Source organism: Serinicoccus sediminis, assembly GCF_004153545.1.
GTDB classification, from domain to species: domain Bacteria; phylum Actinomycetota; class Actinomycetes; order Actinomycetales; family Dermatophilaceae; genus Ornithinicoccus; species Ornithinicoccus sediminis_A.
Window position 1 is genome coordinate 37,778 of record NZ_SDVA01000016.1, and the last position, 24,975, is coordinate 62,752.

The 24,975-nt window shown below is 73.7% G+C and carries 27 protein-coding genes; 11 read left to right on the forward strand and 16 right to left on the reverse strand.

Annotated features, from left to right (window positions below):
• Positions 1 to 15: 15 nt before the first annotated feature.
• Positions 16 to 1,092 carry a LacI family DNA-binding transcriptional regulator gene (locus tag EUS26_RS13780; RefSeq protein WP_165368630.1) on the reverse strand — a complete coding sequence of 359 codons (1,077 nt, stop codon included), beginning with the start codon at positions 1,090 to 1,092 and terminating at the stop codon, positions 16 to 18.
• A gap of 146 nt (positions 1,093 to 1,238) precedes the next feature.
• On the opposite strand from EUS26_RS13780, the gene EUS26_RS13785 reads away from it, so the two are divergent.
• Both EUS26_RS13785 and EUS26_RS13790 read left to right on the forward strand, forming a co-directional pair.
• Positions 1,239 to 3,233: a glycogen debranching N-terminal domain-containing protein gene (locus EUS26_RS13785; protein ID WP_165368631.1), complete on the forward strand. Its 1,995-nt coding sequence runs from the start codon at positions 1,239 to 1,241 to the stop codon at positions 3,231 to 3,233.
• An 82-nt stretch (positions 3,234 to 3,315) separates the two neighbouring features.
• The gene (locus EUS26_RS13790; RefSeq protein WP_130014402.1) at positions 3,316 to 4,194 is read left to right on the forward strand and encodes a MerR family transcriptional regulator; all 879 of its coding nucleotides are present in this window, start codon (positions 3,316 to 3,318) and stop codon (positions 4,192 to 4,194) included.
• An 8-nt stretch (positions 4,195 to 4,202) separates the two neighbouring features.
• Here the strand turns inward: EUS26_RS13790 and EUS26_RS13795 are convergent, their stop codons facing one another.
• From EUS26_RS13795 to EUS26_RS13820, 6 genes are all read right to left on the reverse strand, one after another.
• On the reverse strand, positions 4,203 to 5,126 hold the full coding sequence (locus EUS26_RS13795) for an ABC transporter substrate-binding protein (RefSeq protein ID WP_130014403.1): 924 nt from the start codon (positions 5,124 to 5,126) through the stop codon (positions 4,203 to 4,205).
• 102 nt (positions 5,127 to 5,228) lie between these two features.
• Positions 5,229 to 5,918 carry an ABC transporter permease subunit gene (locus EUS26_RS13800; protein ID WP_130014404.1) on the reverse strand — a complete coding sequence of 230 codons (690 nt, stop codon included), beginning with the start codon at positions 5,916 to 5,918 and terminating at the stop codon, positions 5,229 to 5,231.
• A complete protein-coding gene (locus EUS26_RS13805; RefSeq protein ID WP_130014405.1) occupies positions 5,915 to 6,556 on the reverse strand; it encodes an ABC transporter permease in 642 nt (213 codons plus the stop codon). The genes EUS26_RS13800 and EUS26_RS13805 overlap by 4 nt, the downstream gene beginning before the upstream one ends.
• Positions 6,553 to 7,629, reverse strand: a complete 1,077-nt coding sequence (locus EUS26_RS13810) for an ABC transporter ATP-binding protein (RefSeq protein WP_130014406.1) — start codon at positions 7,627 to 7,629, stop codon at positions 6,553 to 6,555. Before EUS26_RS13810 ends, EUS26_RS13805 begins: the two co-directional genes overlap by 4 nt.
• Positions 7,630 to 7,704: 75 nt before the next feature.
• Entirely contained in the window at positions 7,705 to 8,652 is a 948-nt protein-coding gene (locus EUS26_RS13815) for an NAD(P)H-binding protein (protein ID WP_130014407.1), read from the reverse strand.
• Positions 8,653 to 8,656: 4 nt separating this feature from the next.
• Positions 8,657 to 9,379: a CPBP family intramembrane glutamic endopeptidase gene (locus tag EUS26_RS13820; protein ID WP_130014408.1), complete on the reverse strand. Its 723-nt coding sequence runs from the start codon at positions 9,377 to 9,379 to the stop codon at positions 8,657 to 8,659.
• A gap of 242 nt (positions 9,380 to 9,621) precedes the next feature.
• Here EUS26_RS13820 and EUS26_RS13825 point away from each other — a divergent pair, with 242 nt between their 5' ends.
• Complete coding sequence (locus tag EUS26_RS13825; RefSeq protein ID WP_130014409.1) at positions 9,622 to 9,933, forward strand: hypothetical protein; 312 nt, start codon at positions 9,622 to 9,624, stop codon at positions 9,931 to 9,933.
• Positions 9,934 to 10,059: 126 nt separating this feature from the next.
• Here EUS26_RS13825 and EUS26_RS13830 read toward each other — a convergent pair whose 3' ends face one another.
• The 6 genes from EUS26_RS13830 to EUS26_RS13855 are packed head-to-tail and all read right to left on the reverse strand — an operon-like array spanning position 10,060 to position 14,282.
• Positions 10,060 to 10,866 carry a tryptophan-rich sensory protein gene (locus tag EUS26_RS13830; protein ID WP_130014410.1) on the reverse strand — a complete coding sequence of 269 codons (807 nt, stop codon included), beginning with the start codon at positions 10,864 to 10,866 and terminating at the stop codon, positions 10,060 to 10,062.
• Positions 10,863 to 11,399: a pyridoxamine 5'-phosphate oxidase family protein gene (locus tag EUS26_RS13835; RefSeq protein WP_130014411.1), complete on the reverse strand. Its 537-nt coding sequence runs from the start codon at positions 11,397 to 11,399 to the stop codon at positions 10,863 to 10,865. The genes EUS26_RS13830 and EUS26_RS13835 overlap by 4 nt, the downstream gene beginning before the upstream one ends.
• On the reverse strand, positions 11,396 to 12,118 hold the full coding sequence (locus tag EUS26_RS13840) for an anti-sigma factor (protein ID WP_130014412.1): 723 nt from the start codon (positions 12,116 to 12,118) through the stop codon (positions 11,396 to 11,398). The genes EUS26_RS13835 and EUS26_RS13840 overlap by 4 nt, the downstream gene beginning before the upstream one ends.
• The gene (locus EUS26_RS13845; protein WP_130014413.1) at positions 12,118 to 12,654 is read right to left on the reverse strand and encodes an RNA polymerase sigma factor; all 537 of its coding nucleotides are present in this window, start codon (positions 12,652 to 12,654) and stop codon (positions 12,118 to 12,120) included. Before EUS26_RS13845 ends, EUS26_RS13840 begins: the two co-directional genes overlap by 1 nt.
• A gap of 50 nt (positions 12,655 to 12,704) precedes the next feature.
• A complete protein-coding gene (locus tag EUS26_RS13850; protein WP_130014414.1) occupies positions 12,705 to 13,466 on the reverse strand; it encodes a class F sortase in 762 nt (253 codons plus the stop codon).
• A 3-nt stretch (positions 13,467 to 13,469) separates the two neighbouring features.
• The gene (locus EUS26_RS13855) at positions 13,470 to 14,282 is read right to left on the reverse strand and encodes a DUF4397 domain-containing protein (RefSeq protein ID WP_130014415.1); all 813 of its coding nucleotides are present in this window, start codon (positions 14,280 to 14,282) and stop codon (positions 13,470 to 13,472) included.
• A gap of 217 nt (positions 14,283 to 14,499) precedes the next feature.
• On the opposite strand from EUS26_RS13855, the gene EUS26_RS13860 reads away from it, so the two are divergent.
• Entirely contained in the window at positions 14,500 to 14,733 is a 234-nt protein-coding gene (locus EUS26_RS13860) for a hypothetical protein (protein ID WP_130014416.1), read from the forward strand.
• Between the two features lie 3 nt (positions 14,734 to 14,736).
• Positions 14,737 to 15,618: an FHA domain-containing protein gene (locus EUS26_RS13865; protein ID WP_238148993.1), complete on the forward strand. Its 882-nt coding sequence runs from the start codon at positions 14,737 to 14,739 to the stop codon at positions 15,616 to 15,618.
• 60 nt (positions 15,619 to 15,678) lie between these two features.
• On the opposite strand, the gene EUS26_RS13870 is transcribed toward EUS26_RS13865, so the two are convergent.
• On the reverse strand, positions 15,679 to 16,380 hold the full coding sequence (locus EUS26_RS13870) for a FadR/GntR family transcriptional regulator (protein WP_130014417.1): 702 nt from the start codon (positions 16,378 to 16,380) through the stop codon (positions 15,679 to 15,681).
• Positions 16,381 to 16,489: 109 nt separating this feature from the next.
• Here EUS26_RS13870 and eat point away from each other — a divergent pair, with 109 nt between their 5' ends.
• From eat to EUS26_RS13900, 6 genes are read left to right on the forward strand one after another with little or no spacing between them, the layout of a single operon-like run.
• On the forward strand, positions 16,490 to 17,923 hold the full coding sequence (gene eat / locus EUS26_RS13875) for an ethanolamine permease (RefSeq protein WP_130014418.1): 1,434 nt from the start codon (positions 16,490 to 16,492) through the stop codon (positions 17,921 to 17,923).
• A complete protein-coding gene (locus EUS26_RS13880; RefSeq protein ID WP_130014419.1) occupies positions 17,920 to 19,284 on the forward strand; it encodes a glutamine synthetase family protein in 1,365 nt (454 codons plus the stop codon). Before eat ends, EUS26_RS13880 begins: the two co-directional genes overlap by 4 nt.
• Positions 19,281 to 20,075 carry a gamma-glutamyl-gamma-aminobutyrate hydrolase family protein gene (locus EUS26_RS13885; protein ID WP_202865156.1) on the forward strand — a complete coding sequence of 265 codons (795 nt, stop codon included), beginning with the start codon at positions 19,281 to 19,283 and terminating at the stop codon, positions 20,073 to 20,075. Before EUS26_RS13880 ends, EUS26_RS13885 begins: the two co-directional genes overlap by 4 nt.
• The gene (locus tag EUS26_RS13890) at positions 20,072 to 21,433 is read left to right on the forward strand and encodes an aldehyde dehydrogenase family protein (RefSeq protein ID WP_130014421.1); all 1,362 of its coding nucleotides are present in this window, start codon (positions 20,072 to 20,074) and stop codon (positions 21,431 to 21,433) included. The genes EUS26_RS13885 and EUS26_RS13890 overlap by 4 nt, the downstream gene beginning before the upstream one ends.
• A 22-nt stretch (positions 21,434 to 21,455) precedes the next feature.
• Positions 21,456 to 22,250, forward strand: a complete 795-nt coding sequence (locus tag EUS26_RS13895; protein ID WP_238148994.1) for a 3-oxoacyl-ACP reductase — start codon at positions 21,456 to 21,458, stop codon at positions 22,248 to 22,250.
• A gap of 37 nt (positions 22,251 to 22,287) precedes the next feature.
• The gene (locus tag EUS26_RS13900) at positions 22,288 to 23,139 is read left to right on the forward strand and encodes an Fpg/Nei family DNA glycosylase (protein ID WP_130014422.1); all 852 of its coding nucleotides are present in this window, start codon (positions 22,288 to 22,290) and stop codon (positions 23,137 to 23,139) included.
• Positions 23,140 to 23,171: 32 nt separating this feature from the next.
• On the opposite strand, the gene EUS26_RS13905 is transcribed toward EUS26_RS13900, so the two are convergent.
• Complete coding sequence (locus EUS26_RS13905; RefSeq protein ID WP_130014423.1) at positions 23,172 to 24,764, reverse strand: copper resistance D family protein; 1,593 nt, start codon at positions 24,762 to 24,764, stop codon at positions 23,172 to 23,174.
• Between the two features lie 3 nt (positions 24,765 to 24,767).
• Positions 24,768 to 24,975: sortase domain-containing protein (locus tag EUS26_RS13910; RefSeq protein WP_130014424.1), on the reverse strand; the 208-nt coding region annotated here is incomplete at its 5' end.

Consider the following 24,975-nt stretch of genomic DNA (forward strand, 5'->3'; position numbering starts at 1 on the left):
CTCGAGCGCCGGTGGTCACCGGCGCTTCCCCGGTGCGGGGAGGGGGGTGTATGCCGTCGCCGCCGTGGTCCGGTCCGTGGACGGCCCGGTGGTCAGCGTCGGGGTCAGCAGCCGGCCGCCGGGGTCGTCGGCGCCTCCGGCCAGCTGGTCGGTGAGCAGACCGAGCAGGGCATCGGCGATGTCCGGCAGCGGCTGCAGGAGCGAGGTGAGACCGTGCCGGGACGCGGTGAGCGAGCCGTCGAACCCGACCACCCCCAGGTCCGGGCCGATGCGCCACCCCCGTGCGGCCGCGGCATACATGACGCCGAGCGCGATGAGGTCGGAGGCGCAGACGACGGCGTCGCCCGGCTCCAGCTGGTCGAGCAGGGTGCGGGCGGCCAGCGTCGCGTCGGCGAGGTCCTGCTCGCAGGCCAGCTCGGGACCGGCGGTGCCCAGCTCTCCCGCCCGGGTCAGCCATCCCTCGCGACGGGCGTCGGCCACCTCGGAGTCGTCCTTGTGCGGCGGCCACCCGAGGTAGGCGGCGGTGCGGTACCCACGGTCGTGCAGGTGGTCGACGGCCTGCGCCGTGCCCGCGGCGCCGTCGACGTCGGCCCACCACCCCAGCTCGGGGTGGTCGTAGATGCGCCCGAAGGCGGCGAACGGGATGCCGGCCTCGAGCAGCCACTCCGGCCGCGGGTCGCCGAGGTGGGTGTCGGAGAGCACGAAGGCGTCGACCAGCCGCCGGCGGACCATGTCGCGGTAGCCGTCGACGGCGGGGAACCGCGTGCCGTGGGCGAACGGGACGAGGTGCACGTCGTGGCGCGGGGCGGCGACGGTCAGGTCGGTGAGGAAGGGCTGGGCGACGTCGGAGGCGCCGCGGTGGACCGCGTTGAGCTCGACGCCGATGGCCCCGGCGCGCTGGCTGCGCATGCCCTGCGCCGCCTGGCTGGGGAGGTAGCCGAGGCGGTCGATCTCGGCGCGGACCCGCTCCAGGGTGGCGGGCCGGACCAGGTGCGGCTTGTTGAGCGCGTTGGACACGGTCTGCCGGGAGACGTCGGCGGCGCGCGCGACGTCGTTGATGGTCGCCCGGGTGGCGTGGCTCCGGTGGCTCAACTGTCGTCTCCCTTGACGGCCGGTGGGTCGGCGGTGTTGGCTTGGATCGTTCATATGAACGTTCAAAAGGCGTTGCTGCGAGCATGGTCCACCACGCCGGGCCTGTCAAGGGGTCACCGGTCCGCCCGAGGAGAGAAGGCACACCGATGCCCCAGCAGCCCTGGCTGCACGAGTTCGAGATCGCCGTGGACGGCCCCTCGACCGCGTTGAGCGCCCACGACGGTCAGATGGGTGCGCCCGGCACCGGCTGGTTCCTCGACGACCGCCGGCTCCTCTCCCGGCTCGACCTGCGGCTGGACGACACGCCCCTCACCGCGGTCGCCGCGGACTCCGCCGGCCCGCGCACCCAGGTGTGGGCGGTGGCCCGCCAGCTGTCCGGACCCACGCCGGACCCGGTCGTGCAGGTGCATCGCGAGCGCCGGCTCGAGGACGCCGTGCTGACCGAGACCATCACCGTGGTCTCCCGGTCGGCCGAGCCGGTCTCGACGACCGTCACGCTCGGCTGCGGCGGCGACGGGGCGGCGCTCGCAGCGGTCAAGGGCGGTCTCGCCGACGCCCTGCCCGTGCTCCCGGTCGGCGTCGACGCGGCCGGCGCCGGGTGGGACGACGAGCACCACCGGACCACGGTCACCGCCGATCCCGCCCCCACCGACGTCGACGCGACCCCCGAGGGGGTGCGGCTGGGCTGGCCGGTGCACCTGGCCCCGCACGCGGCCACGACGCTGCGCGTCACCGTCGCCGCGCGACGGCGCTCGAGCAGCCCCTTCGACACCCGCCCCGGCCGGCTCGACCTGGGGTCGGTGCGGCTCAGCGCGGACCCGCGCTGGGACCTCGCGACCCGCACCAACCTGGCCGACGTGGCCCACCTGGCGCAGACCGACCCGGCCGCCCCGGAGGACGTCTTCCTGGCGGCGGGCACGCCGTGGTACCTCACGCTCTTCGGCCGGGACGCGCTCTGGGCCGCCCGGTTCCTGCTGCCCTTCGCCCCCGGTCTGGCGCTGGGCACCCTGCGGACCCTGGCCCGCCGCCAGGCCACGACGGACGACCCGGCCACCGGCGCCGAGCCGGGGAAGATCCTGCACGAGGTGCGCCGCGGCACCTTCGGCGAGGGCGAGATCACCCTCCCACCCATCTACTACGGGACCGTCGACGCCACCCCGTTGTGGGTGTGCCTGCTGCACGACACCTGGCGCTTCGGCCTGCCCACCGAGGACCTCCGGCCCTTCCTGCCCTCCCTGCGTGCGGCGCTCGGCTGGATGGAGCGCAGTGCCGCCCGGGGCGACGGCCTCCTACGCTACCTCGACTCCTCGGGGCACGGGCTGACCAACCAGGGCTGGAAGGACTCCGGCGACGCCATGCGCCGCGCCGACGGCACCGTCGCGCCCGCCCCCATCGCCCTCCTCGAGGCGCAGGGGTATGCCGTGGAGGCGGCCCGGGGGGCCGCGCGCCTGCTGGAGGCGCTCGGCGAGCCCGGGGCGGAGTCGTGGCGGGAGTGGGCGGACGGGCTGTCCTCCCGGGTCCGCGAGCGCTTCTGGGTGGGGTCGGGCGAGGACGCCCACCTGGCGATGGCCCTGGACGGTGACGGACGCCCGGTCGACGGCGTCGGGTCCAACATGGGTCACGTCCTGGAGACCGGCCTGCTCACCGAGGACGAGACCGACCGGGTGGTGCGTCGGCTCGTCCGACCGGACCTGCTCACCCCGTTCGGGGTGGCCACGCTGTCGTCGCGCAACCCCGCCTACAACCCGCTCGGTTACCACACCGGGTCGGTCTGGACCCACGACACCGCCATCGCCCTGCGGGGGCTCGTCGCGACCGGCCACCGGGCCGAGGCGGACCGGGTCATCGAGTCCCTGCTGCACCTCGCCCAGTCCGTCGACGGCCGCTTCCCCGAGCTCACCTCCGGGGAGCCCCTGGGGTCGACCGCGGTGCCCTACCCGGCGTCGTGCCGGCCGCAGGCCTGGTCGGCGGCCACCGCCGCGGTGCTCATGACCGCGGCGGTCGGCCTCCAGGTCGACGTGCCGGCGGGCGTCGTCCGGTCCGTTCCGTCCCGGACACTGCCCGCGGGGTGGAGCCTGCGCGGGGTGCAGGTCGCCGGCACGGAGCTGCCCCTGGGTGACGATTCTGCTCCAGGAACCTGACCCGCAGCGCCGCACGCGGTAGAGTCGCCGGGAGCTGTCCAACGCTCGTCACACTTTTGTCCTACTTGGAGAGGCGGCGGCCATGGGGCAGGCGCGCTACACGGTCAAGCAGGTGGCTGACCTCACCGGGGTCGCGCCGGCCACCCTGCGCGCCTGGGAACGGCGGTACGCCGTCGTGGAGCCGCAGCGCAGCAGCTCGCGCTACCGGTTGTACGACGACACGGACGTGCGCCGGCTCAGCCGGATGGCGCAGCTCGTCCGCGGCGGCAGCCCGGCCTCGCTGGCGGCGACCCAGGTGCGGGGCGAGGCCGCGGAGCAGGAGGGGACGGTCGAGGTCCGCAGCGCCGACGGACCACCGGTCGGCGACCTCATCCTGGCCGCACAGCGCTACGACCAGTCGCTGCTCACCGGTGTGCTCGACCGCGCCATGGCCGGGACGTCCTTCGAGCACGCGCTCGAAGAATGGCTCATGCCGGCCCTCACCGAGCTCGGCCGGGCGTGGGAGCGCGGGGAGGTCGACGTCGCCAGCGAGCACTTCGTCTCCGCCGCGGTCCACCGCCGGCTGTCGGCGGCCTTCGACGCGGCCGGGCTCAACGAGGGTGCTCCCGTCGTGCTCGTGGGCCTGCCCCCCGGGGCGCTGCACCAGCTGGGCGCGCTGGCCTTCTCCGTGTGCCTGCGTCGCCAGGGCATCGACGTGCGCTTCCTCGGGGCCGACGTCCCGCTGGAGAGCTGGGACCACTCGGTGCGGACGCTGCGGCCGGCCGGCGTGGTGGTCTCGGTCCCGATGCCCCAGGACGCGTCACCGGCCGCCGAGCTCGTCGCCCTGCTCACCGCGACCCACCCCGCCGTCCGGGTGTGGGTCGGCGGCCACGGGACCTCGTCCCGGACCGAGGAGCTCGCCCTGCCGCCCTCCGCCGTGGAGGCCGCGCGCACCGTGTCGCGCGACCTCCTGCGGCGGTAGCCGCCGGCTCAGAGGTTCTCGTCAACGAACTCCCGGGCGACCTCGGCCGGGTCCTGGCCCTCGGTCTGCACCTGCACCATCATTGAGGTGAGGTTCTCGGTGTTCAGGGCCGCGGAGACCTCGTTGAGGGTCTCCTCGATGGTCGGGTTGACCGCGTCGGCGCGGATGAGCGGCACGACGTTCTGCGCGGCGAAGAGCGACTCGGGGTCCTCCAGGACGACGAAGTCGTTCTCCTCGATGGCCGGGTTGGTGGTGAAGATGTTGGCCACGTCGACCTGGCCGTTGGCCAGGGACTGCACGGTGAGGTTGGCCCCGGCCGCGAGCGAGCGGAAGCCGGCGAACTCCAGGCCGTACACCTCCTGCAGCCCGTCGACGCCGTTGGGCCGGGTCTCGAACTCCGGGGGCCCGCCGAGGGTCAGGTCGCCCGCGTGCTCCTCGAGGTCGCCGATCGTGGTGAGGTCCAGCTCCTCGGCCGTCTCGCTGGTGACGACCAGCGAGTCCTTGTCCTCGGCGTCGCTGATCTCGAGGACCTCGAGGTCGTCGGGGAGGTTCTCCTGCAGGTCGGCGAGGACGTCCTCGGACGACGTGGCGGTGATCTCCGGGTTGAGGTAGGTCGCCAGGCCGCCGGTGTACTCCGGCAGGGCGTCGATGGACCCGTCCTGGATGCCCGCGATGTAGGCCTCCCGGCTGCCGATGTTGAGCTGGGTGTCGACGTCGACCCCGGCGTCGGAGAGCGCCGCGGCGTAGATCTCGGCGAGCAGCTCGTTCTCCGGGAAGTTCGCCGAGCCGATGGTGATGCTGCCGGCGTCGTCCCCGCCGCTGGCACCGGCGTCGGAGTCGCCTCCGGTGTCCATGGGGTCCTCCCCGCCGCCGCAGGCGGCCAGGCCGAGGGTCGCGCTCAGGGCAAGGGTGATGACAGCGGTGCGTCGCATGAGGGGTGTCCTCCCGATGGGGTTGGGTTGTCTGGTCGAACGTCGGGTCCGGGTGGGGTATGCCGTGCGCTGGGTCACGATGTGGTCACGAGTGGGTGGCGCTCAGTGCTCCTTGGCGACGACGAGGCCGGGCGAGACCACCAGCCGCTGCAGGCCGGCCATGACCAGGTCGACCAGCAGGGCCAGGAGGGCGACGACGATGGCGCCACCGGCCATCACCTCGTACTGCCGCGAGGCCTGACCGTCGATGAGGTAGCGGCCCAGGCCCCCGATGCCCACGATGGCGGCGATGGTGGCCGTGGCGATGATCTGGAGCATGGCCGAACGCAGCCCGGAGAGCAGGAGCGGCAGCGCGGCCGGGAGCTCCACCTGCCAGAGGATCTGCGCCTCGGTCATGCCGACCCCGCGTGCGGCGTCCCGGGCGGCCGGGTCGACCGCCTCCACTCCGGCGTACGTGCCGGACAGCACCGGCGGGACCGCGAGCAGCACGAGCACGAGGACGACGGGCAGCTCGAAGGCGAGGTTGCCGCTGAGCCGCGGGAGGAGCAGCAGCGTCGCGACGAAGAGGACACCGAGCGAGGGGATGGCGCGGAAGGCGCCGGCCAGGTTGATCGCCAGCCAGCGGCCGCGACCGGTGTGGCCGATGAAGAGCCCGACCGGGACCGCGACGAGCGCGGCCAGCAGCAGGGCGACCAGCGAGATCCGCAGGTGCGTGATGCTCTGGGAGATGATGCCGCCGGGACCGGTCCACGTGGCGGGGTCGACGAGCCACTGCCAGGTGAGGGAGATCATCGGGCCACCCCCGCCCGCAGCCAGGGCGTCAGCACCCGGGAGAGCAGCGCGATGCCGGCGTCCAGGACCAGCGCCAGCACCACGCAGGCTCCGATCCCCACGAAGATCGGGCCCATGTCGTTGCGGTTGAAGCCCTCGGTGAACAGCTGCCCGAGCTGGCTGACCCCGATGAGGGCGGCCACCGACACGATGGACACGTTGCTCACCGCGGCGACCCGGAGCCCGGCGGTGATGACGGGGACGGCCAGCGGGAGGTCCACGACGAAGGTGCGGCGCAGCTCGCCGTAGCCCATGGCCGTGGCCGCCTGCCGGGTGGCACCGGGCACCGACCCGAGGCCGTCGGCCACGGTGCGGGTGAGCAGCGCCACGGAGTAGAGCGTCATGGCCACGAGGACGTTGGCGTCGTCGAGCACCCGGGTGCCCAGCAGCAGCGGGAGCAGGATGAAGAGCGCGAGGGAGGGGATGGTGTAGAGCAGCCCGGTGCCGGCGATCATCGGCGGGGCCAGCCAGCGGTACCGGGTCGCCAGCCAGCCGAGCGGCAGGCTGATGAGCAGCCCCAGCAGGAGGGGCACCCCGGCGAGGTAGATGTGGCGCAGCAGGAGGTCCCCCACGGTGGACCAGGCGACGCCCCCGATCACCCGTCGCTCCCGCCCTGGGCCCGGATCGCCTCCAGGACCCGCTCGGGCGTGACCGTGCCCACCACCCGGCCGTCCTGGACCACGACGCCACGCCCCGACGGGGCGGAAAGCGCGGCGTCGAGGAAGACGCGGGCGGAGTCACCGACCTCGGCGAGCGAGCCCATACGGTGCAGCTCCTCCTCCTGCACGGGGCCTCCGGAGCCCTGCCGGTCCACCCAGCCGAGCGGCTGCTCCTGCTCGTCCGCGACGAGGACCCAGCCGCGCCCGGCGGGGACGTCCTCGCCGAGCGAGACGGTCCGCTCCGGGTCGGCCTCCACCTGGGTCTCGGTGAACCCGAGCTTGCGGTAGCCGCGGTCCTTGCCGACGAAGCTGGCGACGAAGTCGTCGGCGGGCTCGGTGAGCAGCTCGCCGGGGCTGGCGAGCTGGGCCAGGTGGCCGCCCTGGCGCATGACCGCGACGTGGTCGCCGAGGCTGATGGCCTCGTCGATGTCGTGGGTGACGAGCACCACGGTGATGCCGAGCTCGCGCTGGAGGCGGCGCACCTCGTTCTGGAGATCGGTCCGCACCAGCGGGTCGACGGCGCTGAAGGGCTCGTCCATCAGCACGACCTCGGGGTCGCTGGCCAGGGCCCGGGCGACGCCCACCCGCTGCTGCTGACCGCCGGAGAGCTGGGCCGGGTAGCGCGAGGCCTGGTCGGCGGTGAGCCCGACCTTCTCGATCGCCTCCATGGCGGCGGTGCGGGCCCGTCCCTTGTCCCACCCGATGAGGGTGGGGACCGTCATGACGTTGGCCAGCACGGTGCGGTGCGGGAAGAGCCCGGCGTGCTGGATGACGTAGCCGATCGAGCGGCGCAGCCGGGCCGGCTTGCGGTCGGCGACGTCCTCGTCGTTGATGAGGATCCGCCCCTCGGTGGGCTCGACCATGCGGTTGATCATCCGCAGACTCGTCGTCTTGCCGCAGCCGGAGGGGCCGACGAAGACGGTGATACCGCCCCGGGGGACCTCCAGACTGAGGTCGTCCACGGCCGTGGTGCCGTCGGGATACCTCTTGGTCACGCTCTCGAAGCGGATCATCACCCAGACCCTACGGGGTGGGCCCGCGACCGTCACCCCAAGCGGTCCCGGCCGGCACCGGCAGGGCGCGAACGGTCAGCGGATCCCGACGGCGGCCCGCACCGCGTCGCGGTAGGGCGTGGGCCCTCCGGGGGGCGCGCCGACCATCTCGCGCAGGTCGTCCTCCTGGCACACGACCTCGTGGACGAGCGAGCCGACCAGCGGTTTGGCCACCCCCGCGTCGACGGGGGTGACCAGGCCGACCCAGTGGCCGGCGAGCCACGGGGTGAGCACCGGCAGGGTGACGATCATCCGGTGCCGCAGCCCGGTCTCCTCGGCGAAGCCCTGCATCATGGCCTTGTAGGTGAGCACGTCCGGGCCGCCGATGTCGAAGGTGCGGTTCACCTCCGGGGGCAGGTCCGCAGCCGCGACGAGGTAGTGCAGCACGTCGTCGATGCCCACCGGCTGGATGCGGTTCTTGAGCCACTTCGGGGCGACCATCACCGGCAGCCGCTTGGTGAGGTGCCGCAGCATCTCGAAGCTGACCGAGCCGGACCCGATGACCGTCGCGGCCTGCAGCACCGCGGTCGGCACCCCGCAGGCCATGAGGATCTCTCCCACCTCGACCCGGGAGGCGAGGTGCTTGGAGAGCTTGCCCTGGGGGTGCAGCCCCGACAGGTACACGATCCGCCCCACCCCTGCCTCGCGGGCCGCGCGACCGAACTCGCGAGCCAGCCGACGGTCCCGCTCGACGAAGTCGCCGGAGCCGTCCATGGAGTGGATGAAGTAGTACGCCAGGTCGGCGCCGGCCAGTGCCCGCTGGAGGTCGGCCGGCTCGTCGGCGTTGCCCTCGGTCACCTCGACGCGGTCGGCCCACTCCCCCGGCAGCTTGTCCGCCGACCGGGTGAGGGCGCGGACGGCATACCCGGCGTCCAGCAGGCGCGGGACGAGGAGACCGCCGACGTAGCCGGTGGCGCCGGTCACCAGCGCCGTCCGGGTGTCGCCGTCGGGGGTGGGGGCGTCGGAGGGGGAGGTGGTGGTCATGGTGTCAGCTCACGATCGACAGGAGGGGGGGCAGGATGAGGAGCATGCCGGAGGACCAGGTGATGTGGGTGATGGCCGGACCGAGGATCCCCCCGGTGACCCGGCGCTGCAGCCCGCACACCAGCCCGAGGCACACGGCGGCGAAGACGAGCAGCGGCACCCCGGCCACGACCGTGGTCAGGGCGTAGAGCACCGTGGACGCGATGACGGTCCACCGCTCGGGGATGGCGGCGTAGAGCGCCCCGCGGAAGAAGATCTCCTCGGCGATCCCGTTCATGACGGTGATCGCGAGGACGAGCGGCACGGAGGCGAAGCGGACGTGGTCGAGCAGCTCGTTGACCGGGCCCAGCAGGAAGGGGACCTGGGCGATGAGCAGCGCCCCGGCGGTGAAGACGGCCAGCAGCAGCACGCCGAGGGCGAGCGACTGCACGACGGGGCGGGCGTAGGACTTGCCCCGGCGGGTGTTGCCGCGCCCGAGGTAGAGACGCCCGGAGGCGAAGGCCCCGAGGACCCAGGTCGCGGCCAGCGCCGTGCTGCCCAGGTAGAAGAGCGGGTTGCCGGGCTCGAGGCGCAGCGACCACCACAGGAGCCCCGTCCCGACGACGAGGGTGAGGCCGGCCACCACCTGCCGGCGCAGCCGGACGGCGGGCGGCTCGCGGTGGTCCCGCGGCACCTTGGTCACCAGGGCCGCGCGGAGGAAGGCGCGGAGCTCGGTGACGGGGTTCACAGCACCCCACCCTGCCGCACCCGTCACCGGACCGCCTCCCGAAGCCTGTCGCCACACCTACGACAAGGATTGTGCAAGTCACCCCCTCCTGCTGCAACCCGGGGCGCATGGACGCCCAGCAGCACCGGCAGGACGCCAGACACGACCTTGGACAGACCCTTGACGCAGACCATGCTCCCGCGCCATGATCCAGAGCAGCCGAGCCGCTCGGCGACGCCACCGGACTCACCGAGGAGACCGTCATGATCAAGCCCGCCACCGCCGCTCTCGCCGCTCTGTCGCTGGCCGCCCTGGCCGCCGGACCCGCCGCGGCCGCGCCCCCACGCCCCGACGTCGAGTGCCAGAAGGCCGGCCTGTCGGTCCTGCGCGAGGCCGGGTTGCTCCCGGCGGTCGCCAAGGACGGCCTGGCCATCGAGACCGCCGTCTCGGTCGGCGTCACCGTCCGCGACGGGGCTGACCTCTCCGGGGTGCCCGACCCGATCCCGCTGTCGACCGTGCTCGCCGACCACCGCGCGGGGGACGACAGCCTGTTCGTCTATCCCTGGTGCGGATGAGCTGAGCACCCGGAGGGCTGTGCCGGGGACCGCGGTCGGTACGCGTGGCGGGAAGCACCCGTACCGGCCGCCGTCACCGGCACAGCCCTCGTGCGGTCGGGACGACCGAGGGTCGACCTCGTGAGGTCAGGCGGCCAGGGGCTGCTCGGCGTCACGGCTCCGGGTCGTGGTGACCGCCCACACCCCCGCAGCAGCGACCAGGAGCGCGGTGAGCCCCGCCGCGACACCGACGACGACGGACTCCGGCTCCCCGCCCAGGCGCCCCGAGGCCACCCACGAGGTCCCCCAGACGACGGCGGCCGCGAGCCCGAGCTGGAAGAGCCGCTGGTCGGTCCGGCGCAGCAGGAGGGTCGCGATGGCGACCACGGCGGCGAGCACGGCGACCGTGATCCACGTGGACAGGGTGGTGTCCGCCGGGACGCCCAGCCCGACCAGCCAGGACGCGATGTTGGCGCAGGTGGCCACGCAGATCCAGCCCAGGTAGAGCCCGAAGGTCGCGGACACCCACACGTCCGCGCCCACCCCCTGCCGCGGCAGACCGGCGGTGGCGCGCAGGACCAGTCCCAGCGAGACGACGATGCCCAGCATCACCAGGACCGAGACGAAGATCCACCCGGCGAAGACCACGAGCAGCCACAGGCCGTTCAGCGCGATGGCGGCCGCCGCCGGGAGCCGGGTGACGCGAGCCCAGCGGGACCCGGCCGCCGCCGGGAGCCACTGCCACACGACATACCCGGCGAGCCCGAGGTAGATGACCGACCAGATCGAGAAGGCCGGCCCCTGGGGAGCGATGAGGGTGGCGCTGTCGGAGAAGAGGCCGCCCCCCTGGGTCTCCACACCTCCCCCCGCGACGAGACCGGTGCCCACCAGCGTGCCGCCGACCCAGAGGACAGCGGCCAGGGTCACCAGGACCTGCTGGGCACGGGTGCTCACGGCAGCTCGACGACGGTCGGGCCGGCGTCCTCCTGGTCGCCCTTCCCGGTGATCATCTTGAGCGTGTCGACGGCCGTCCCGATCAGGGATCCCCCGCCCCAGTACATGACCGTGTCGCCGTTGACCTTGAGCACGACGTTGTCCGGGTTGTCCGGCCCGCCCTCCATGAAGGCGTCGGCGCCCGTGGACCACAGCTCCTCCACCAGGTCACGGTCCTCGATGACGGTGGCCACGCCCGCGAGGGACACCCACGCCTTCGCCGAGGAGTAGGCGACGTTGACGTTGGGGTGGGCCCGCACGTCGGTGACGACCGCGCTGCTCGCCCGGACGAGGAAGAGCACGTCGCCGTCCTCCTCGTGGACCTGGGTGGACAGCGGCCTGCTGGTGAGGCGCCCGTCCGCAGAGCTGGCGTCGACGGTGGTGAGCATGGCGACGTCCATGGTGGACATCACCTCGTGGGCCTTCTCGACCGCCTCCGGGTCGGAGGTGACGGTCACCGGGTCGGACGGGCTGGAGTCGTGGTGCTCGGTCATCGGTATGCCTCTCGGTCGGTGCTGGACGTGCTGGTGAGGTCGTCGGTGGCGGCTGGCGGGGGCTCGCCGGGTCCGGCGTCGGCCGTGTGCAGCTCCCCTCGGACGAGGCTCGTGCCGCCGTGCGAGGGGTCGCCGTCCAGCTGCTCACGCGAGATGTCGACGACGGGGTACTCCTGCAGGTCGACGGTCGCCGGCAGGCTGAACTCCGCGGTGGTGTCCGCGATGACGCCGACGGTCACCAGGCCGCTGACGTCCGGGCGCAGCAGCCAGACCTCCAGGTATCCCTCCCCGGTGTCCGGCAGCTCGTCGAGCTGGACGCGCAGACGCCGCTCCCCGTCGACCGACACCACCTCGGCCGTGCCGTCCACGGTCGCACCGGCCTCGGGCAGGTCGCTCAGCGCGGCGTCGGCCACGACGATCTCGTCACGTGGTGCGCCGGCCCCCACCACCTGCGTGCCGACCCAGGCGACGAGGGCACCGGCCGCGGCCGCGGCGAGCAACGGCCACCGCCCGACGCGACGCCGGGTCCGGGCGCCCCCGGCCCGTCGACGGGCCTCGAGCTCGTCGCGGCCGACCCCGTCCACCTCGGCCTGGATGCGCTCCCACAGCGGGCCCTCCGGCGCCGGCGACAGATCACCGGCGCGCTGGAGAAGCTCCTCCGCGCGCCCCGGCGTGGGGTCGCCCGCAGGCCGCTCGGCATACCGGTCAGTCTCGTTCATCACGCACCTCCGAGGAGAGTTCGGAGCCGTGCCAGGGTTCGGTTCGTATGGGTCTTGACGGTGCCCAGCGGCAGGTCGAGCCGTTCGGCGATCTCTCGCTGGGTGAGGTCCTCGACATAGGCGAGCAGGATGATACGGCGCTGCGGGTCGCCGATCCGCTCGAGCTCCTCGTAGACGGTGAGCAGGTCGGTGCTGTCGGCCGCCGTCCAGGCGGCGTCGTCGGGGACGTCGTCCTGCTCCTGGGCGACGGGCGCCTGCCGCTGCCGGGCCCGGAGCTGGTCGGCGATGCGGCGTCGGGTGATGCCGACCAGCCACGCCCCCAGCGGCGCGGACCCGCGGTCGTAGGTCGTCCGGCCCCGCCACGCCGAGACGAAGACGGCCTGGGTGACGTCGTCCGCGTCGTCGGGGCCGACCGCGCGTCGGGCGAGCCCGTGGACCAGACCGCCCCACCGGCGGTAGGCGCGCTCGAGGGCGTCGGGCTCGGCGTTCTCCCACGCCACGGCGATCTCGTCGTCATCGCCGACCTCCACGCTCATGGCGCAACCCTAGGCGACCCGGCAGCCTCGGGTGGGACGGTGCGGCGCGGTCAGGGGACCGGCGTGGCCGTGATGACGAGGTTGTCGGTGTAGCTCCCGGCGCGTTCGGACCACTCGCCGGTGCAGGTGACGAGCTGCAGGCGCGGCTCTCCCTCGCGGTCGAAGAGGTCATCGACGGGTAGCTCCTTCTTGTCGGTCGTCCGCCGGGCGGTGACGACGTAGTCGAGACGGGAGCCGTCCTCCCGGACGATCGTGACCGGGGTGCCCTGCTCGGCGTCGTTGAGGGCCATGAAGGCTCCGGGGCCGGCGAGGTCGTCGACGTGGCCCGCGACCACGGCCGACCCGGCCTCCCCGGGCGCCGGACCGTGGCGGTACCACCCGGCCCGGTCGGCGTCCTCGGGGATCTGCATCAGCCCGTCACCGGTGACGCCGACGGCGTCCAGCGGCACGTCCAGGCCCAGGCTGGGGGCCAGCAGTCGGGTCGGGGCGGGTTGGCGCTCCTCGCCGACGGCCTCCACGGAGGCGTCCCGGACGTCCGGACGGGGCACCGCCACCCGCGGGGCGGCGCGCCCCGCGGGTGGCTCGGCCCCACCCTCCCCCGGCAGCGCCGCGGTGGGGACAGGGTCCACCGCGGCGCCGGGTGCTGCCGGACCGGTCGGGGTCGCAGGGGCAGGCGCCCCGAAGTCGGCAGCAGCGGGGAGCGGTCCGCGCTGCAGGGCCCACAGGGCCGAGACGAGGACCGCGAGGCTGATGAGCAGGGCCGCCGCCGCGGCCGGTGAGAACCGGCCGCGGCGGGGCTGGGTCCGGGGCAAGGGTCAGGCGACCTCGCGACGGACCAGGCGGCTGCCGGCGAGCACCGCGCCCGCAGCGCCGGCCATGAGGAGCACGGTCAGCACCCCGGTCGAGGTGGCGGCACCACCCAGGCCGGAGGGCACACCACCCGGGTCGCCGTGCAGGCCGTCGATCGTCTGGACCGCGAGGTCCAGGGTGCCCTCCTCGGCGGAGCCCCACGCGTAGACGATCGTGTTGGTGCCCTCGGCGAGATCGAGGTCGGCCGGGCCGATGACGACGTCCTCGGTGCCCGCGAGCACCACGTCCGCCGAGACGGTGCCGGCGTCCAGGTTCAGCACCTCCTCGTTCGGGTTGGTCAGCCCCTCGATGACCGGGCTGCCCCCCGCACGGACGTCGACCGCCGGGGCGGCGGCGGCGTGCCGGACGGTGAGCCGGGCCTGGCCGGCGTCCAGCGTCGAGGTGTCGTTGACGAAGGCGGAGAGCATCGGGGTGCCGTCCTCGGCCAGGTGTGCGGCGAGGGTGATGTTGGCACCGGCCGGCACCTCCAGGCCCTCGGCCGAGATCGCCGGCTCCGCGGACTCGGGGTCGTCGCCGTCGGCGTAGACCGCGACGTCGTAGCTGCCCTCGGGCAGCATCAGCGGGTCGGTCAGCGTGCCCGGCTCGAAGTCGGGGACGGTCTCCTCGCCGTTGACGTAGACGTCGACGGTCAGACCGGGCACGGCGTGCAGCACGGAGACGGTGGCCTCGTGGTTGTCGGCCATGGCCGGGGTGGCGAGTGCCGTGGCGCCGGCGCCGGCCAGCAGGGCCGCCGTGGTGGTCGCAGTGATCTTCCGCATGAGGGGTGCTCCTTCATCGCAGCTGGGGCAGACCTGTTCTGCCCTCACCGACCACTACGGCCGTACCCCGCCGAGCGGATTCAGCCTTTGTCCACAGTTTGTCCGCAGACTGTGGATCGTCGGGCCGGACGTGCGGTTGCGCGTGCCGGGGAGCCGGTCCATAGTGGGAAAACCTTGAACACACATTGGACGTGTTCATCGACGTGAGGAGCTGAGCATGAGCGAGCAGCACGGACAGATGACCGGCACCACCGGTGAGACCGTCTCCTGGACCGACCTGGGCAAGGAGATGTGGAACTACCTCACCGGCCAGGGCGCCGCCATCAACTACACCTTCCGGGACATGTCCGTGGAGGTGCCCCGCGACACCGGTCCCGATGCGCCGCGCGCGACGTGGAAGCTGGACGGCACGCTGCGCATCACCACCGAGGACCGCGAGCACCAGGGCTGAGTGATGGCGGAACAGCTGCGGGTGGACGCCGACCTGACGCTGACGGTCTCGACACCCGCGTCCGGCCCGGGGACGGAGGAGGAGCAGCTCACCGCGCGCATCGTCGGCACCGGGGCGGAGATCGAGGTCACCCTCGACCGCCTCGTCGGCCTGCCCGTCGGCATGGGCCGACGCCGGGCGGCCGACCTCGCCTCCGACGTGGGGACGGTCCTGGCCGACGCCGGGCTCACCGTGGTCGTCTCCGGACCGGACGGACCGGTGCTCGCCGTGGGCGCGGTGCGGTCCCGGTTCCTGGACCGGGCCGTCACCGGCTCCCGGCACGTCGCGGTCCGGGACCGGCGGGCCGCCCTCCGCCTGCTCCGGCGGTCGGACGGTGAGGGCCCGTCGCTCGCGGACCTCACCCCGCCCGGCACGCCGTGGCCGCTCGTGCCCGTGGCCCCGCCACGACGGCGACGCCGGGTGACCACCACGCACGACCCCCTGGGCCGCGGCGAACCCCGGCTGGTCTACTACCTCCCACCCGGACCGGAGCGCGGCAGCCCCCGGCAGACCGCGTTCCTGCGGCGGGGCACGACCACCATCGGCTCCGACCCCGGCAACGACGTGGTGGTGCCCGAGCTGGCCGCCCACCACGCCGAGGTGCGCCGCAACCCGCAGGACGACGAGTACCTCGTCCACGCGGTCGACGGAGACGTCTCGGTCGCCGGGGCCGTGGTCGAGGAGGGCGTCGTGCTCCGCACCGGCGCCACCGTGACCTGCGGCGAGCAGCGCTTCGTCTACGTCCGCGAGGAGTTCGCCGACCACGGCCGCCCCTACGGCGGACGCGAGGGCGGGGAGTTCAGCCGGCAGCGGCCGCAGCGGCGGCCGGAGCGCTACGAGCGCTGACCGGGGCCGCCTGTCGGCGCGCCGCGGTCTCCTCGGGGCGTCCCCGGGCAGGCACCCCGGTCAGGACAGGAAGCCGCGCAGCAGCGCGGCCGTGCCCTCCAGGTGCTCGTGCATGGCCTCCTCGGCGGCCGCCGGGCGGCCGGCCAGCACCGCTGCCACCACGGCCTCGTGCTGGTCGGTCGAGTGCACGAGGTTGGTGGGCAGCAGCGGGATGCGGTCGAGCATCGCGTTGACCCGGTCCCGCACGTCGGCCACGACCCCGGTGAGGCTGGGTGATCCACCCAGCTCGGCCAGGGTGAGGTGCAGCCGGGCGTCCAGGGGCCGGTACTGCTCCACGCCGGCGCCCGCGCAGTCCGTGGCCACCGTGCGCAGCCGCTGCCGTTCCTGCTCGGTCAGCCCCCGACGGGCGGCGAGCGCGGCCGCCGCCGGTTCGACGATCGACCTGAGCGTGAGCAGGTCCTCGACCTCGGCCGGGTCCAGCGCACCCCCGCCCCGCCGCGTCGGCAGGACCTGCGAGACGTGCGTGCCGCCATACCTCCCACGGGTGACGGTGACGTAGCCGGCCTGCTGCAGCTCCCCCAGCACCTCCCGCAGGGTGGTGCGCGACACCCGCAGCGACTCGGCCAGGTCGCGCTCGGCCGGCAGCTTGGTCCCCGGCGGGAAGGTGCCCAGCCGCAGCAGCCGCAGCAGGTGCTCCATCGTCTCCTCGAAGACGTTCCCGCTGCGCACGGGGCGGACCTGCGGCACCTCCGACGACGACATGGCACCCAACCTAGGCGCCGCGAACCCTTGACGGGGCCGCCCGGGGACACCAGACTCACCCGCAGACCAATGGACCATCCCTGATCCATTGACTCCAGGAAGGTTCGCCATGGCCAAGCGCAGGGTCGACTACCAGAACGTCGCGGACGACTACCACCAGCACCGGCAGCTGAAGAAGGGTGCGGCCGGCTGGATCCTGCTGGCCGGCCTGGGGGTCAGCTACGTCATCTCCGGCGACTTCGCCGGGTGGAACTTCGGCATCGACGAGGGCGGGTGGGGCGGTCTGCTCATCGCCACCGTCCTCATGGCGGTGATGTACACCTGCATGGTCCTCGGCCTGGCGGAGATGTCCTCCACCCTGCCGACCGCGGGCGCCGGCTACGGCTTCGCCCGGCGAGCGCTCGGCCCCCTGGGCGGCTACGCGACCGGCGTCGCGGTGCTCATCGAGTATGCCGTCGCGCCGGCGGCCATCGCGGTGTTCATCGGCGGTTACGTGGAGGCGCTGGGGCTCTTCGGGCTGACCAACGGCTGGCCGATCTACCTCGTCGCCTACCTGGTCTTCATCGGGCTGCACGTGTGGGGTGTCGGCGAGGCGCTCAAGGTGATGTTCGCCATCACCGCCATCGCCGTCGTGGCGCTCGTCGCGACCGTGCTGGGCCTGCTGCCCCACTTCCGCGTCGACAACCTCTTCGACATCACCGTCACCGACGCCGCGGGCGCCAGCGCCTTCCTGCCCTACGGGTTCGCCGGGGCGCTCGCCGCGCTGGTCTACGGCATCTGGTTCTTCCTGGCCGTCGAGGGCGTGCCGCTGGCCGCGGAGGAGACCTCGGACCCCAAGCGCGACATGCCGCGCGGCATCATCGTGGCGATGGGCGTCCTGCTCGTCTTCGCCGCCTTCATGCTCGTGCTGGTGCCGGGCTCGGCGGGGGCGGAGACCGTGCGCGACTCCGACAACCCGCTGCCGCTCGCGCTGCGCACCGCGCTGGGCGACGACTCCGCCATCGCCGGCTTCGTCAACTACGCCGGGCTCGCGGGGCTCATCGCCAGCTTCTTCTCCATCATCTACGCCTACTCCCGGCAGCTCTTCGCGCTGTCCCGGGCCGGCTACCTGCCCCGAGTCCTGTCGATCACCGGGTCGCGCCAGACGCCGTGGGTAGCCCTCCTCGTGCCCGGCACCATCGGCTTCCTCCTCGCGGCCATCACCCAGAACGGTGCGCTGCTCATCAACATCGCCGTCTTCGGGGCGACCGTGTCCTACGTGCTGCTCAACCTCTCGCACATCGTGCTGCGCCGCCGCGAGCCCGACCTCGAGCGCGGCTACCGGACCCCCGGCGGCACGGTCACGACCGGCATCGCGCTCGTCCTCAGCGTCGTGGCCGTCATCGCCACCTTCGTCGTCGACATCCTGGCCGCCGGCATCACCGCGGTCGTCTTCGCCGGGTTCCTCGCCTACTTCTGGTTCTACAGCCGGCACCACCTGGTCTCCTCCGCCCCGGAGGAGGAGTTCGACCAGCTCACCTCAGCCGAAGGAGACCTGCGATGACCCACCCCCGCAGCGAGCGGATGCTCACCGTCGACCAGCTCCGGGCGGGGGTGGCCGACGAGAGCATCGAGACGGTGGTCGTCGCCTTCACCGACATGCAGGGCCGCCTGCAGGGCAAGTACCTCCACGCCCCGTACTTCGTGGAGCACGCGCTGGGCCACGGCGTGGAGGGGTGCAACTACCTGCTCGCGGTGGACACCGAGATGAACACCGTCGACGGCTACGCCATCTCCTCGTGGGAGGCGGGCTACGGCGACATGGAGTTCACCCTCGACACCGACACCATCCGTCGGGTGCCGTGGCTGGAGCGCACGGTGATGATCCAGTGCGACCTCGCGCTCACCGACGGCTCACCGGTGCCGATGTCGCCGCGCTCCATGCTCGCCTCCCAGGTCGAGCGGGCCGCGGGGCACGGGTGGTCGGCGGTCGCCGGGACCGAGCTGGAGTTCGTCGTCTACCGCGACTCCTACGAGGACGCGTGGGCCAAGGGGTATGCCGGCCTCACCCCCGCGAACCAGTACAACGTGGACTACTCCATCGTCGGCTCGGGCCGGGTGGAGCCGCTGCTGCGCCGGATCCGCAGCGACATGTTCACCGCGGGGATGACCGTGGAGTCGGCCAAGGGCGAGTGCAACTTCGGCCAGCACGAGATCGGCTTCCTCTTCGACGACGTCGTGACCACCTGCGACAACCACAGCGTCTACAAGACCGGCGCCAAGATGATCGCCGCCCAGCTCGGCCAGTCGCTCACCTTCATGGCCAAGCCCAACGAGCGGGAAGGCAACTCCTGCCACATCCACCTCTCGCTGCGGGGGCTGGACGGGTCGACCGTCTTCTGGGACGACGGCGGGCGCACGGCGCTCTACGACCACTTCATCGCCGGGGTCCTGGCCACCATGCGGGAGTTCACCCTCTTCTACGCCCCCAACATCAACTCCTACAAACGCTTCGCCCAGGGCTCCTTCGCCCCGACCGCGGTCGCGTGGGGGCAGGACAACCGCACCTGCTCGGTGCGCACCGTCGGAGAGGGCAGCGGCGCCCGGATGGAGAACCGCGTCCCCGGTGGCGACTGCAACCCCTACCTCGCGGTCGCGGCCATGATGGCCGGCGGCCTGCACGGCATCGAGCAGGAGCTCGAGCTGGAGCCCATGATGACCGGCAACGCCTACGAGTCCGACGCGCCCCTCGTGCCGCACACCCTCCGCGAGGCCCGTGACCTCTTCGCCGCCTCCGAGGTGGCCCGCGAGGCGTTCGGGCAGGAGGTGGTGGACCACTACGTCAACATGGCCGACGTGGAGATCACCGCCTTCGACGCGGCGGTGACCGACTGGGAGCTGCGGCGGGGGTTCGAGCGCCTGTGACCGACCGCCCACGCATCGGGCTGACCACCTACTACAAGGAGGCCGCCTGGGGGGTCTGGCGACGCCAGGCGGCGGTCGTGCCGGCCGTCTACGTCGAGGGGGTCGCCGCGGCGGGCGGCGCCCCGCTGCTGCTGCCGCCCGTGGGCCTGGACACCTCGGTGCTCGACGTGCTCGACGGCCTCGTCCTCATCGGCGGCGCCGACGTCGACGCGGCGCAGTACGCCGCCGCCCCCCACCCCAGCACCGCTCCGGAGCCGGTGCGGGACGCCCCCGAGCTCGCGCTGGCGCGCGCCGCCCTGGAGCGGGGGGTCCCGCTGCTCGCGATCTGCCGCGGGGTCCAGGTGCTCAACGTCGCCCTCGGCGGGACCCTCGACCAGCACCTGCCGGACCGGCTGGGGCACACGGCATACCAGCCGAGCCCCGGCGTCTTCGGCGAGGTGACCTTCCGCACCGAGCCCGGGTCCCGGATCGCCGACGTCCTCGGGCCGCAGGCGTCCTCGCCGTGCTACCACCACCAGGGGGTCGACCGGGTCGCCGACGGGCTCGTCGTCACCGCGCGCTCGGCCGACGGGGTCGTCCAGGCGCTGGAGCCCGCGGAGGCCCCCGGCTGGGCGGTCGGTGTGCAGTTCCACCCTGAGGAGAACCCGGCCGACCGGCGCCTCTTCCGTGCGCTCGTCCACCAGGCCACCACCCGCACCGCCACCCCCCGACGTGGACAGAGCGCTCCGGGGGACGGGCACCAGGAAGCGATGTCCAGCACCACCGCAGGAGAGGAGAGATCGACCGTATGAGCACGACCGACGTCGTCGACCCGGCCACCGAGGAGGTCATCACGACCCTCGAGCTCGCCGACGAGGAGCGGACCGACGCCGCCATCGAGGCGGCCCACCGGGCCTACCGGACCTGGCGCGAGGTGGGCCCCGCCGACCGTGCGCGGCTGCTGCGGCGCTTCGCCGCGGTCGTCGACGAGCACGTCGAGGAGCTGGCCCGGCTCGAGGTCGCCAATGCCGGGCACACCATCGGCAACGCGCGCTGGGAGGCGGGCAACGTCCGCGACGTGCTCGCCTACTACGCCGGGGCGCCGGAGCGGCCCGCCGGCGAGACCATCCCGGTGGACGGCGGCGTCGCCATGACCTTCGCCGAGCCGCTCGGGGTGGTCGGCGTCATCGTCCCCTGGAACTTCCCCATGCCCATCGCGGGCTGGGCGATCGGCCCGGCGCTCGCCGCGGGCAACACGGTCGTGCTCAAGCCGGCCGAGCTCACCCCGCTCACCGCGCTGCGGCTGGCCGAGCTCGCCCTGGAGGCCGGTATCCCCGAAGGGGTGCTGCAGGTCCTGCCGGGTGCCGGCTCGGTCGTCGGCGAGCGCTTCGTCACCCACCCCCTCGTCCGCAAGGTCGTCTTCACCGGCTCGACGGCCGTCGGCAAGCGGGTCATGGCCGGGTGCGCCGGCCAGGTCAAGCGGGTGACCCTGGAGCTCGGCGGCAAGAACGCCAACATCGTCTTCGCCGACGCCGACCTCGACGCGGCGGCCGCGGCCGCCCCCGGCGGGGCCTTCGACAACGCCGGCCAGGACTGCTGCGCCCGGTCGCGGCTGCTCGTCCAGGCCGACGTGCTGGACGCCTTCCTGGAGCGGCTCGAGCCCGCGGTGACCGGCTTCGTCTGCGGACCACCGGGCGACGACGCGAGCGGTATGGGCCCGCTCATCTCCGCGGGCCAGCGGGAGACGGTCGCCGGCTACGTCCGGGACGCCGAGGTGCTCCTGCAGGGCGACGCACCGGACGGCCCCGGCTTCTGGCACCCGCCCACGGTGCTGCGCACGCGCTCCGAGGACGACCCCGCCTTCACCGAGGAGATCTTCGGGCCGGTCATCTCGGTGCTGCCGTTCCGCGACGAGGAGGACGCCCTGCGGATCGCCAACGACACGGCCTACGGGCTCGCCGGGTCGATCTGGACGCGCGACGTGGGCCGGGCGCTGCGGGTCGCCCGGCGGCTGGAGGCGGGCAACCTCGCCGTCAACAGCCACGCCTCCGTGCGCTACACCACCCCCTTCGGAGGCTTCGGGCAGTCCGGGCTCGGTCGCGAGCTCGGCCCGCACGCGCTGGAGTCCTTCACCGAGACCAAGACCGTCTTCATCGCCACCGGCGACTGACCTACCAGGAACGAGGCACGACATGAGCACGAGCATCGACCTGACCCAGCGCCTCGCCGGCCGGGTCGCCGTCGTCACCGGGGGCGCCAGCGGCATCGGCCTGGCCTCCGCCCGCCGCCTGGCCGCCGAGGGCGCCCGCGTCGTCCTGGCGGACATCTGCGAGCAGCCCGTCGGCGACGCCCTCGCGGAGGAGCTCGACGGGCTCTTCGTCCGCACCGACGTCACCGACGCCGAGCAGGTGGAGCGGCTCTTCGCCACGGCCAAGGAGACCTACGGCAGCGTCGACATCGCCTTCAACAACGCCGGCATCTCGCCGCCGGAGGACGACTCCATCCTCACCACCGACCTGGAGGCGTGGCGACGGGTGCAGGAGGTCAACCTCACCAGCGTCTACCTGTGCTGCCGCGCGGTGCTGCCCCACATGCTGGAGCAGGGACGTGGGTCCATCATCAACACGGCCTCGTTCGTGGCGGTCATGGGTGCGGCGACCTCGCAGATCTCCTACTCCGCCTCCAAGGGCGGGGTGCTGTCGATGACCCGCGAGCTCGGGGTGCAGTTCGCCCGCGAGGGCATCCGGGTCAACGCGCTGTGCCCGGGGCCGGTCAACACCCCGCTGCTCACCGAGCTCTTCGCCTCCGACCCCGACCGCGCGCAGCGACGCCTCATCCACGTGCCCATGGGCCGCTTCGGGGAGCCGGAGGAGATGGCCGCGGCCGTGGCCTTCCTCGCCAGCGACGACAGCTCGTTCATGACGGCCTCGGAGTTCCTCGTCGACGGCGGGATCAGCTCGGCCTACGTCACGCCCCTGGCCGGCTGACCGCGGCGGGCTGAGGAGCGGCGCCTACGCTCACCCCATGGCCGAGGGTCACGCCGTCCACGGGATGGCTGCGCGGGTGCGCCGGCTGGTCGGTCAGCCGGGGCGGTCCTCCGGGCCACCGAGCGGGTCCTTCGACCCGGTCGTCCTCGACGGGCTGGTGGTCCGGGGCGCCGAGGCGCACGGCAAGCACCTGCTGGTCCAGGTGGCCGGCTCCCCGTCGACGGTGCACCTCCACCTCGGTATGCACGGTCGCGTCTCGGTGCGTCGCCACCGGCTGGCCCTCGGCGGGGACGGTCTGCCCCGGACCGACCCTCCGGTGCCCGAGGGTCTGGCCTGGCGGTTCCTCACGGCCACCCTCCTGCTCGAGGTGACCCGGCCGACCATCTGCGAGGTGCTGGACGGTGCGGGCGTGGCGGCGCTGCACGACCGGCTCGGCCCGGACCCCCTGCGCGACGACGCCGACCCCGAGGCGGCCGTCGCCCGGCTGCACCGCTCACGGCGGCCGATCGGGGTGCTGCTGCTCGACCAGGGCGTCGTCTCCGGCATCGGCAACATCTACCGGGCCGAGCTGCTGTGGCGGGCCCGGCTCGACCCGCACTCGCCCGGCCGGGCGGTCCCGGTCGAGGCGCTGCGGGCGCTGTGGCAGGACGCGATCGACCTCATGACGGTCGGGCTCGGGGCGGGCTGGATCGTCACCGACCCCCGGCAGCTCGACGACGCGCGCGAGCTGCTCACCCGCGGGGAACCCGTACCCCGCTGGCGCCGGCGCTACGCCGTCTACCTGCGCCGTGGCCGTCCCTGCCCGCGCTGCGGCGAGACGGTCCGCGCGGAGCGGATGGGGCTGCAGACGGCCTACTGGTGCCCCGGTTGCCAGGTGCTGCACGGCTGAGGGTCGGGCTGCCGCCTGACCCGCCCAGGTCGTCAGGGATCCGCGCGGACGGGGAGGGTGTCGGCGAAGCCGTCGACCTCGGCCCCGCCCGGTCGGCTGACGAAGGCGTAGTCGCCCTCCTGGTCCGGTGCCTCGAAGCTGATGAAGGTGCGGGCCGGCACGTCCACGTCGAAGGCGCTCCCGTCGGCCGTACCACCGGTGCCGTCGACCGAGGTGAGGGTGGCGTCGACGTCGCTGCTGTTGTAGACCGTCACCGGCTGACCGGGCCGGACGGCCGCGCTCACGTGGAAGCGCTCGGCGTCGACGAGGACGGTGACCGACAGGTCGCCGTGGTCGTGGCCGCTCATGTCCTCCACCACGGGCTCGTCACCGCGCTCCTGCTCGGAGGCCGAGACCGGTCCGTCGCCCTCCGGTGCGGCGTCCCCCGCAGGATCCTCCGGCGCGGGGTCTCCGGCAGCCGGACCCGTCGACCCGGCGGGGGCCGCGGCGCCGGTGGCCGCCGGGGCCGGCGGCGTCGGCGCCGCTGAGGTGCCGAGCGCCACGGAGACCGTGACGGCCAGTGCCATGACGACGACCTCGCCGGCGGCCAGCCGCACGAACGCCCGGGGCCGCCCGGCGGACAGCGCGGGCAGGGTCGTGCGGCGGTGCCGGGCGCCCATGAGGGCCAGGGCGACCAGGAGCACGGTCTTCGCGGCGAGCAGGCGGACCCACCCCTCGCCCACCCACGACCAGGACGGCGACCCGGCGACGAGCAGGGCCGACCCGACCCCGGACAGGACGAGGAGGACGACGCAGCCCAGCGCCAGCGCGCTGAACCGGCGCACCACGGTCACGCTCTCGAACCCGCGTCGTCCGTGCAGCAGCAGCGCCGTCAGTCCGCCGACCCAGAGGCTGGCGGCGAGGACGTGGACGGACAGCACCATGACGGCAGCGACGTGGTTGCCGGCCGCCGCGGGGTGGCCGGCGAAGATCCCGGGGACCACGGCGGCGACGGCCGCGGTCAGGAGCAGCAGGGTCGCCCCGGCCCGCGTGCGACGCGAGGGGCGGCGGGCCAGGGCCGCGCTGCCGCCGGTCACGAGCGTGAGCAGCAGGGCGACCGCCAGCGACACACGACCGACCGTCAGCTCGGTGACCGCGGCCGCCACCGCCTGGGTGGACAGGCGGGAGACCGGGGCGCCGTAGACGGTGCTGACCGTGAGCACCAGGGCCACCGCCTCGGCGACGAGCCACCCGGCCGAGGTCCACGCGCTGCCGCGCAGGGCCCGCAGGGCTCCGGCGGACGGACCGGTCCGCGTGGCGGGGACGAGCAGCGCGACGAAGACCAGCTGGCCGATGGTGAGGACCGCCAACGAGCGGACCGCCAGGTGGGCCACGGGCAGCCCCCAGCCGGTGACGGCGCCGGCGTCCGGCAGGCCCGCCGGGGACGGGGCCGGGGCTCCACCGCCGACGAGCAGCGCCACGACCAGCACGCCGACCGCCAGGGCGAGGGCGCCCGCGGTCAGGAGGGCTCGGCGTCGGCCTGCGGCCCGACGTGGCGTGCCGGACGGGCCACCGCCGTCTCCTCGAGGCGTGTCGCGGCTCTGGGCCGGACTGGACGGTGGCCGGTCCAGGGAGGAGAGGGCCACGGCTCAGGCCTGCCGGGCGTAGACGATTATGTTGTCGTCGTAGTGGCCGGTGGTGTCGGAGAAGGTGCCGCCGCAGGTGATGACGCGCAGCTCGGGGCCGGTGGTGTTGCCGTAGACCTGGGTGGTGGGGAAGGTGTCCTTGGGGTACTGCTGCAGGTCGTAGATCTCGAAGGTCGCGGTGGTGCCGTCGGCGCGGGAGACCTCGACGGTG

What these genes read in the sequence shown, in the direction of transcription:
- EUS26_RS13895 (WP_238148994.1), top strand. Translation starts at nt 21,456, where the DNA reads ATGAGCACGAGCATCGACCTGACCCAGCGCCTCGCCGGCCGGGTCGCC.
- EUS26_RS13810 (WP_130014406.1), bottom strand. Translation starts at nt 7,629, where the DNA reads ATGATCCGCTTCGAGAGCGTGACCAAGAGGTATCCCGACGGCACCACG.
- EUS26_RS13870 (WP_130014417.1), bottom strand. Translation starts at nt 16,380, where the DNA reads ATGTCGTCGTCGGAGGTGCCGCAGGTCCGCCCCGTGCGCAGCGGGAAC.
- EUS26_RS13900 (WP_130014422.1), top strand. Translation starts at nt 22,288, where the DNA reads ATGGCCGAGGGTCACGCCGTCCACGGGATGGCTGCGCGGGTGCGCCGG.
- EUS26_RS13865 (WP_238148993.1), top strand. Translation starts at nt 14,737, where the DNA reads ATGGCGGAACAGCTGCGGGTGGACGCCGACCTGACGCTGACGGTCTCG.
- EUS26_RS13835 (WP_130014411.1), bottom strand. Translation starts at nt 11,399, where the DNA reads ATGACCGAGCACCACGACTCCAGCCCGTCCGACCCGGTGACCGTCACC.
- EUS26_RS13795 (WP_130014403.1), bottom strand. Translation starts at nt 5,126, where the DNA reads ATGCGACGCACCGCTGTCATCACCCTTGCCCTGAGCGCGACCCTCGGC.
- EUS26_RS13860 (WP_130014416.1), top strand. Translation starts at nt 14,500, where the DNA reads ATGAGCGAGCAGCACGGACAGATGACCGGCACCACCGGTGAGACCGTC.
- EUS26_RS13815 (WP_130014407.1), bottom strand. Translation starts at nt 8,652, where the DNA reads ATGACCACCACCTCCCCCTCCGACGCCCCCACCCCCGACGGCGACACC.
- EUS26_RS13880 (WP_130014419.1), top strand. Translation starts at nt 17,920, where the DNA reads ATGACCCACCCCCGCAGCGAGCGGATGCTCACCGTCGACCAGCTCCGG.
- EUS26_RS13845 (WP_130014413.1), bottom strand. Translation starts at nt 12,654, where the DNA reads ATGAGCGTGGAGGTCGGCGATGACGACGAGATCGCCGTGGCGTGGGAG.
- eat (WP_130014418.1), top strand. Translation starts at nt 16,490, where the DNA reads ATGGCCAAGCGCAGGGTCGACTACCAGAACGTCGCGGACGACTACCAC.
- EUS26_RS13890 (WP_130014421.1), top strand. Translation starts at nt 20,072, where the DNA reads ATGAGCACGACCGACGTCGTCGACCCGGCCACCGAGGAGGTCATCACG.
- EUS26_RS13785 (WP_165368631.1), top strand. Translation starts at nt 1,239, where the DNA reads ATGCCCCAGCAGCCCTGGCTGCACGAGTTCGAGATCGCCGTGGACGGC.
- EUS26_RS13790 (WP_130014402.1), top strand. Translation starts at nt 3,316, where the DNA reads ATGGGGCAGGCGCGCTACACGGTCAAGCAGGTGGCTGACCTCACCGGG.
- EUS26_RS13855 (WP_130014415.1), bottom strand. Translation starts at nt 14,282, where the DNA reads ATGCGGAAGATCACTGCGACCACCACGGCGGCCCTGCTGGCCGGCGCC.
- EUS26_RS13840 (WP_130014412.1), bottom strand. Translation starts at nt 12,118, where the DNA reads ATGAACGAGACTGACCGGTATGCCGAGCGGCCTGCGGGCGACCCCACG.
- EUS26_RS13800 (WP_130014404.1), bottom strand. Translation starts at nt 5,918, where the DNA reads ATGATCTCCCTCACCTGGCAGTGGCTCGTCGACCCCGCCACGTGGACC.
- EUS26_RS13825 (WP_130014409.1), top strand. Translation starts at nt 9,622, where the DNA reads ATGATCAAGCCCGCCACCGCCGCTCTCGCCGCTCTGTCGCTGGCCGCC.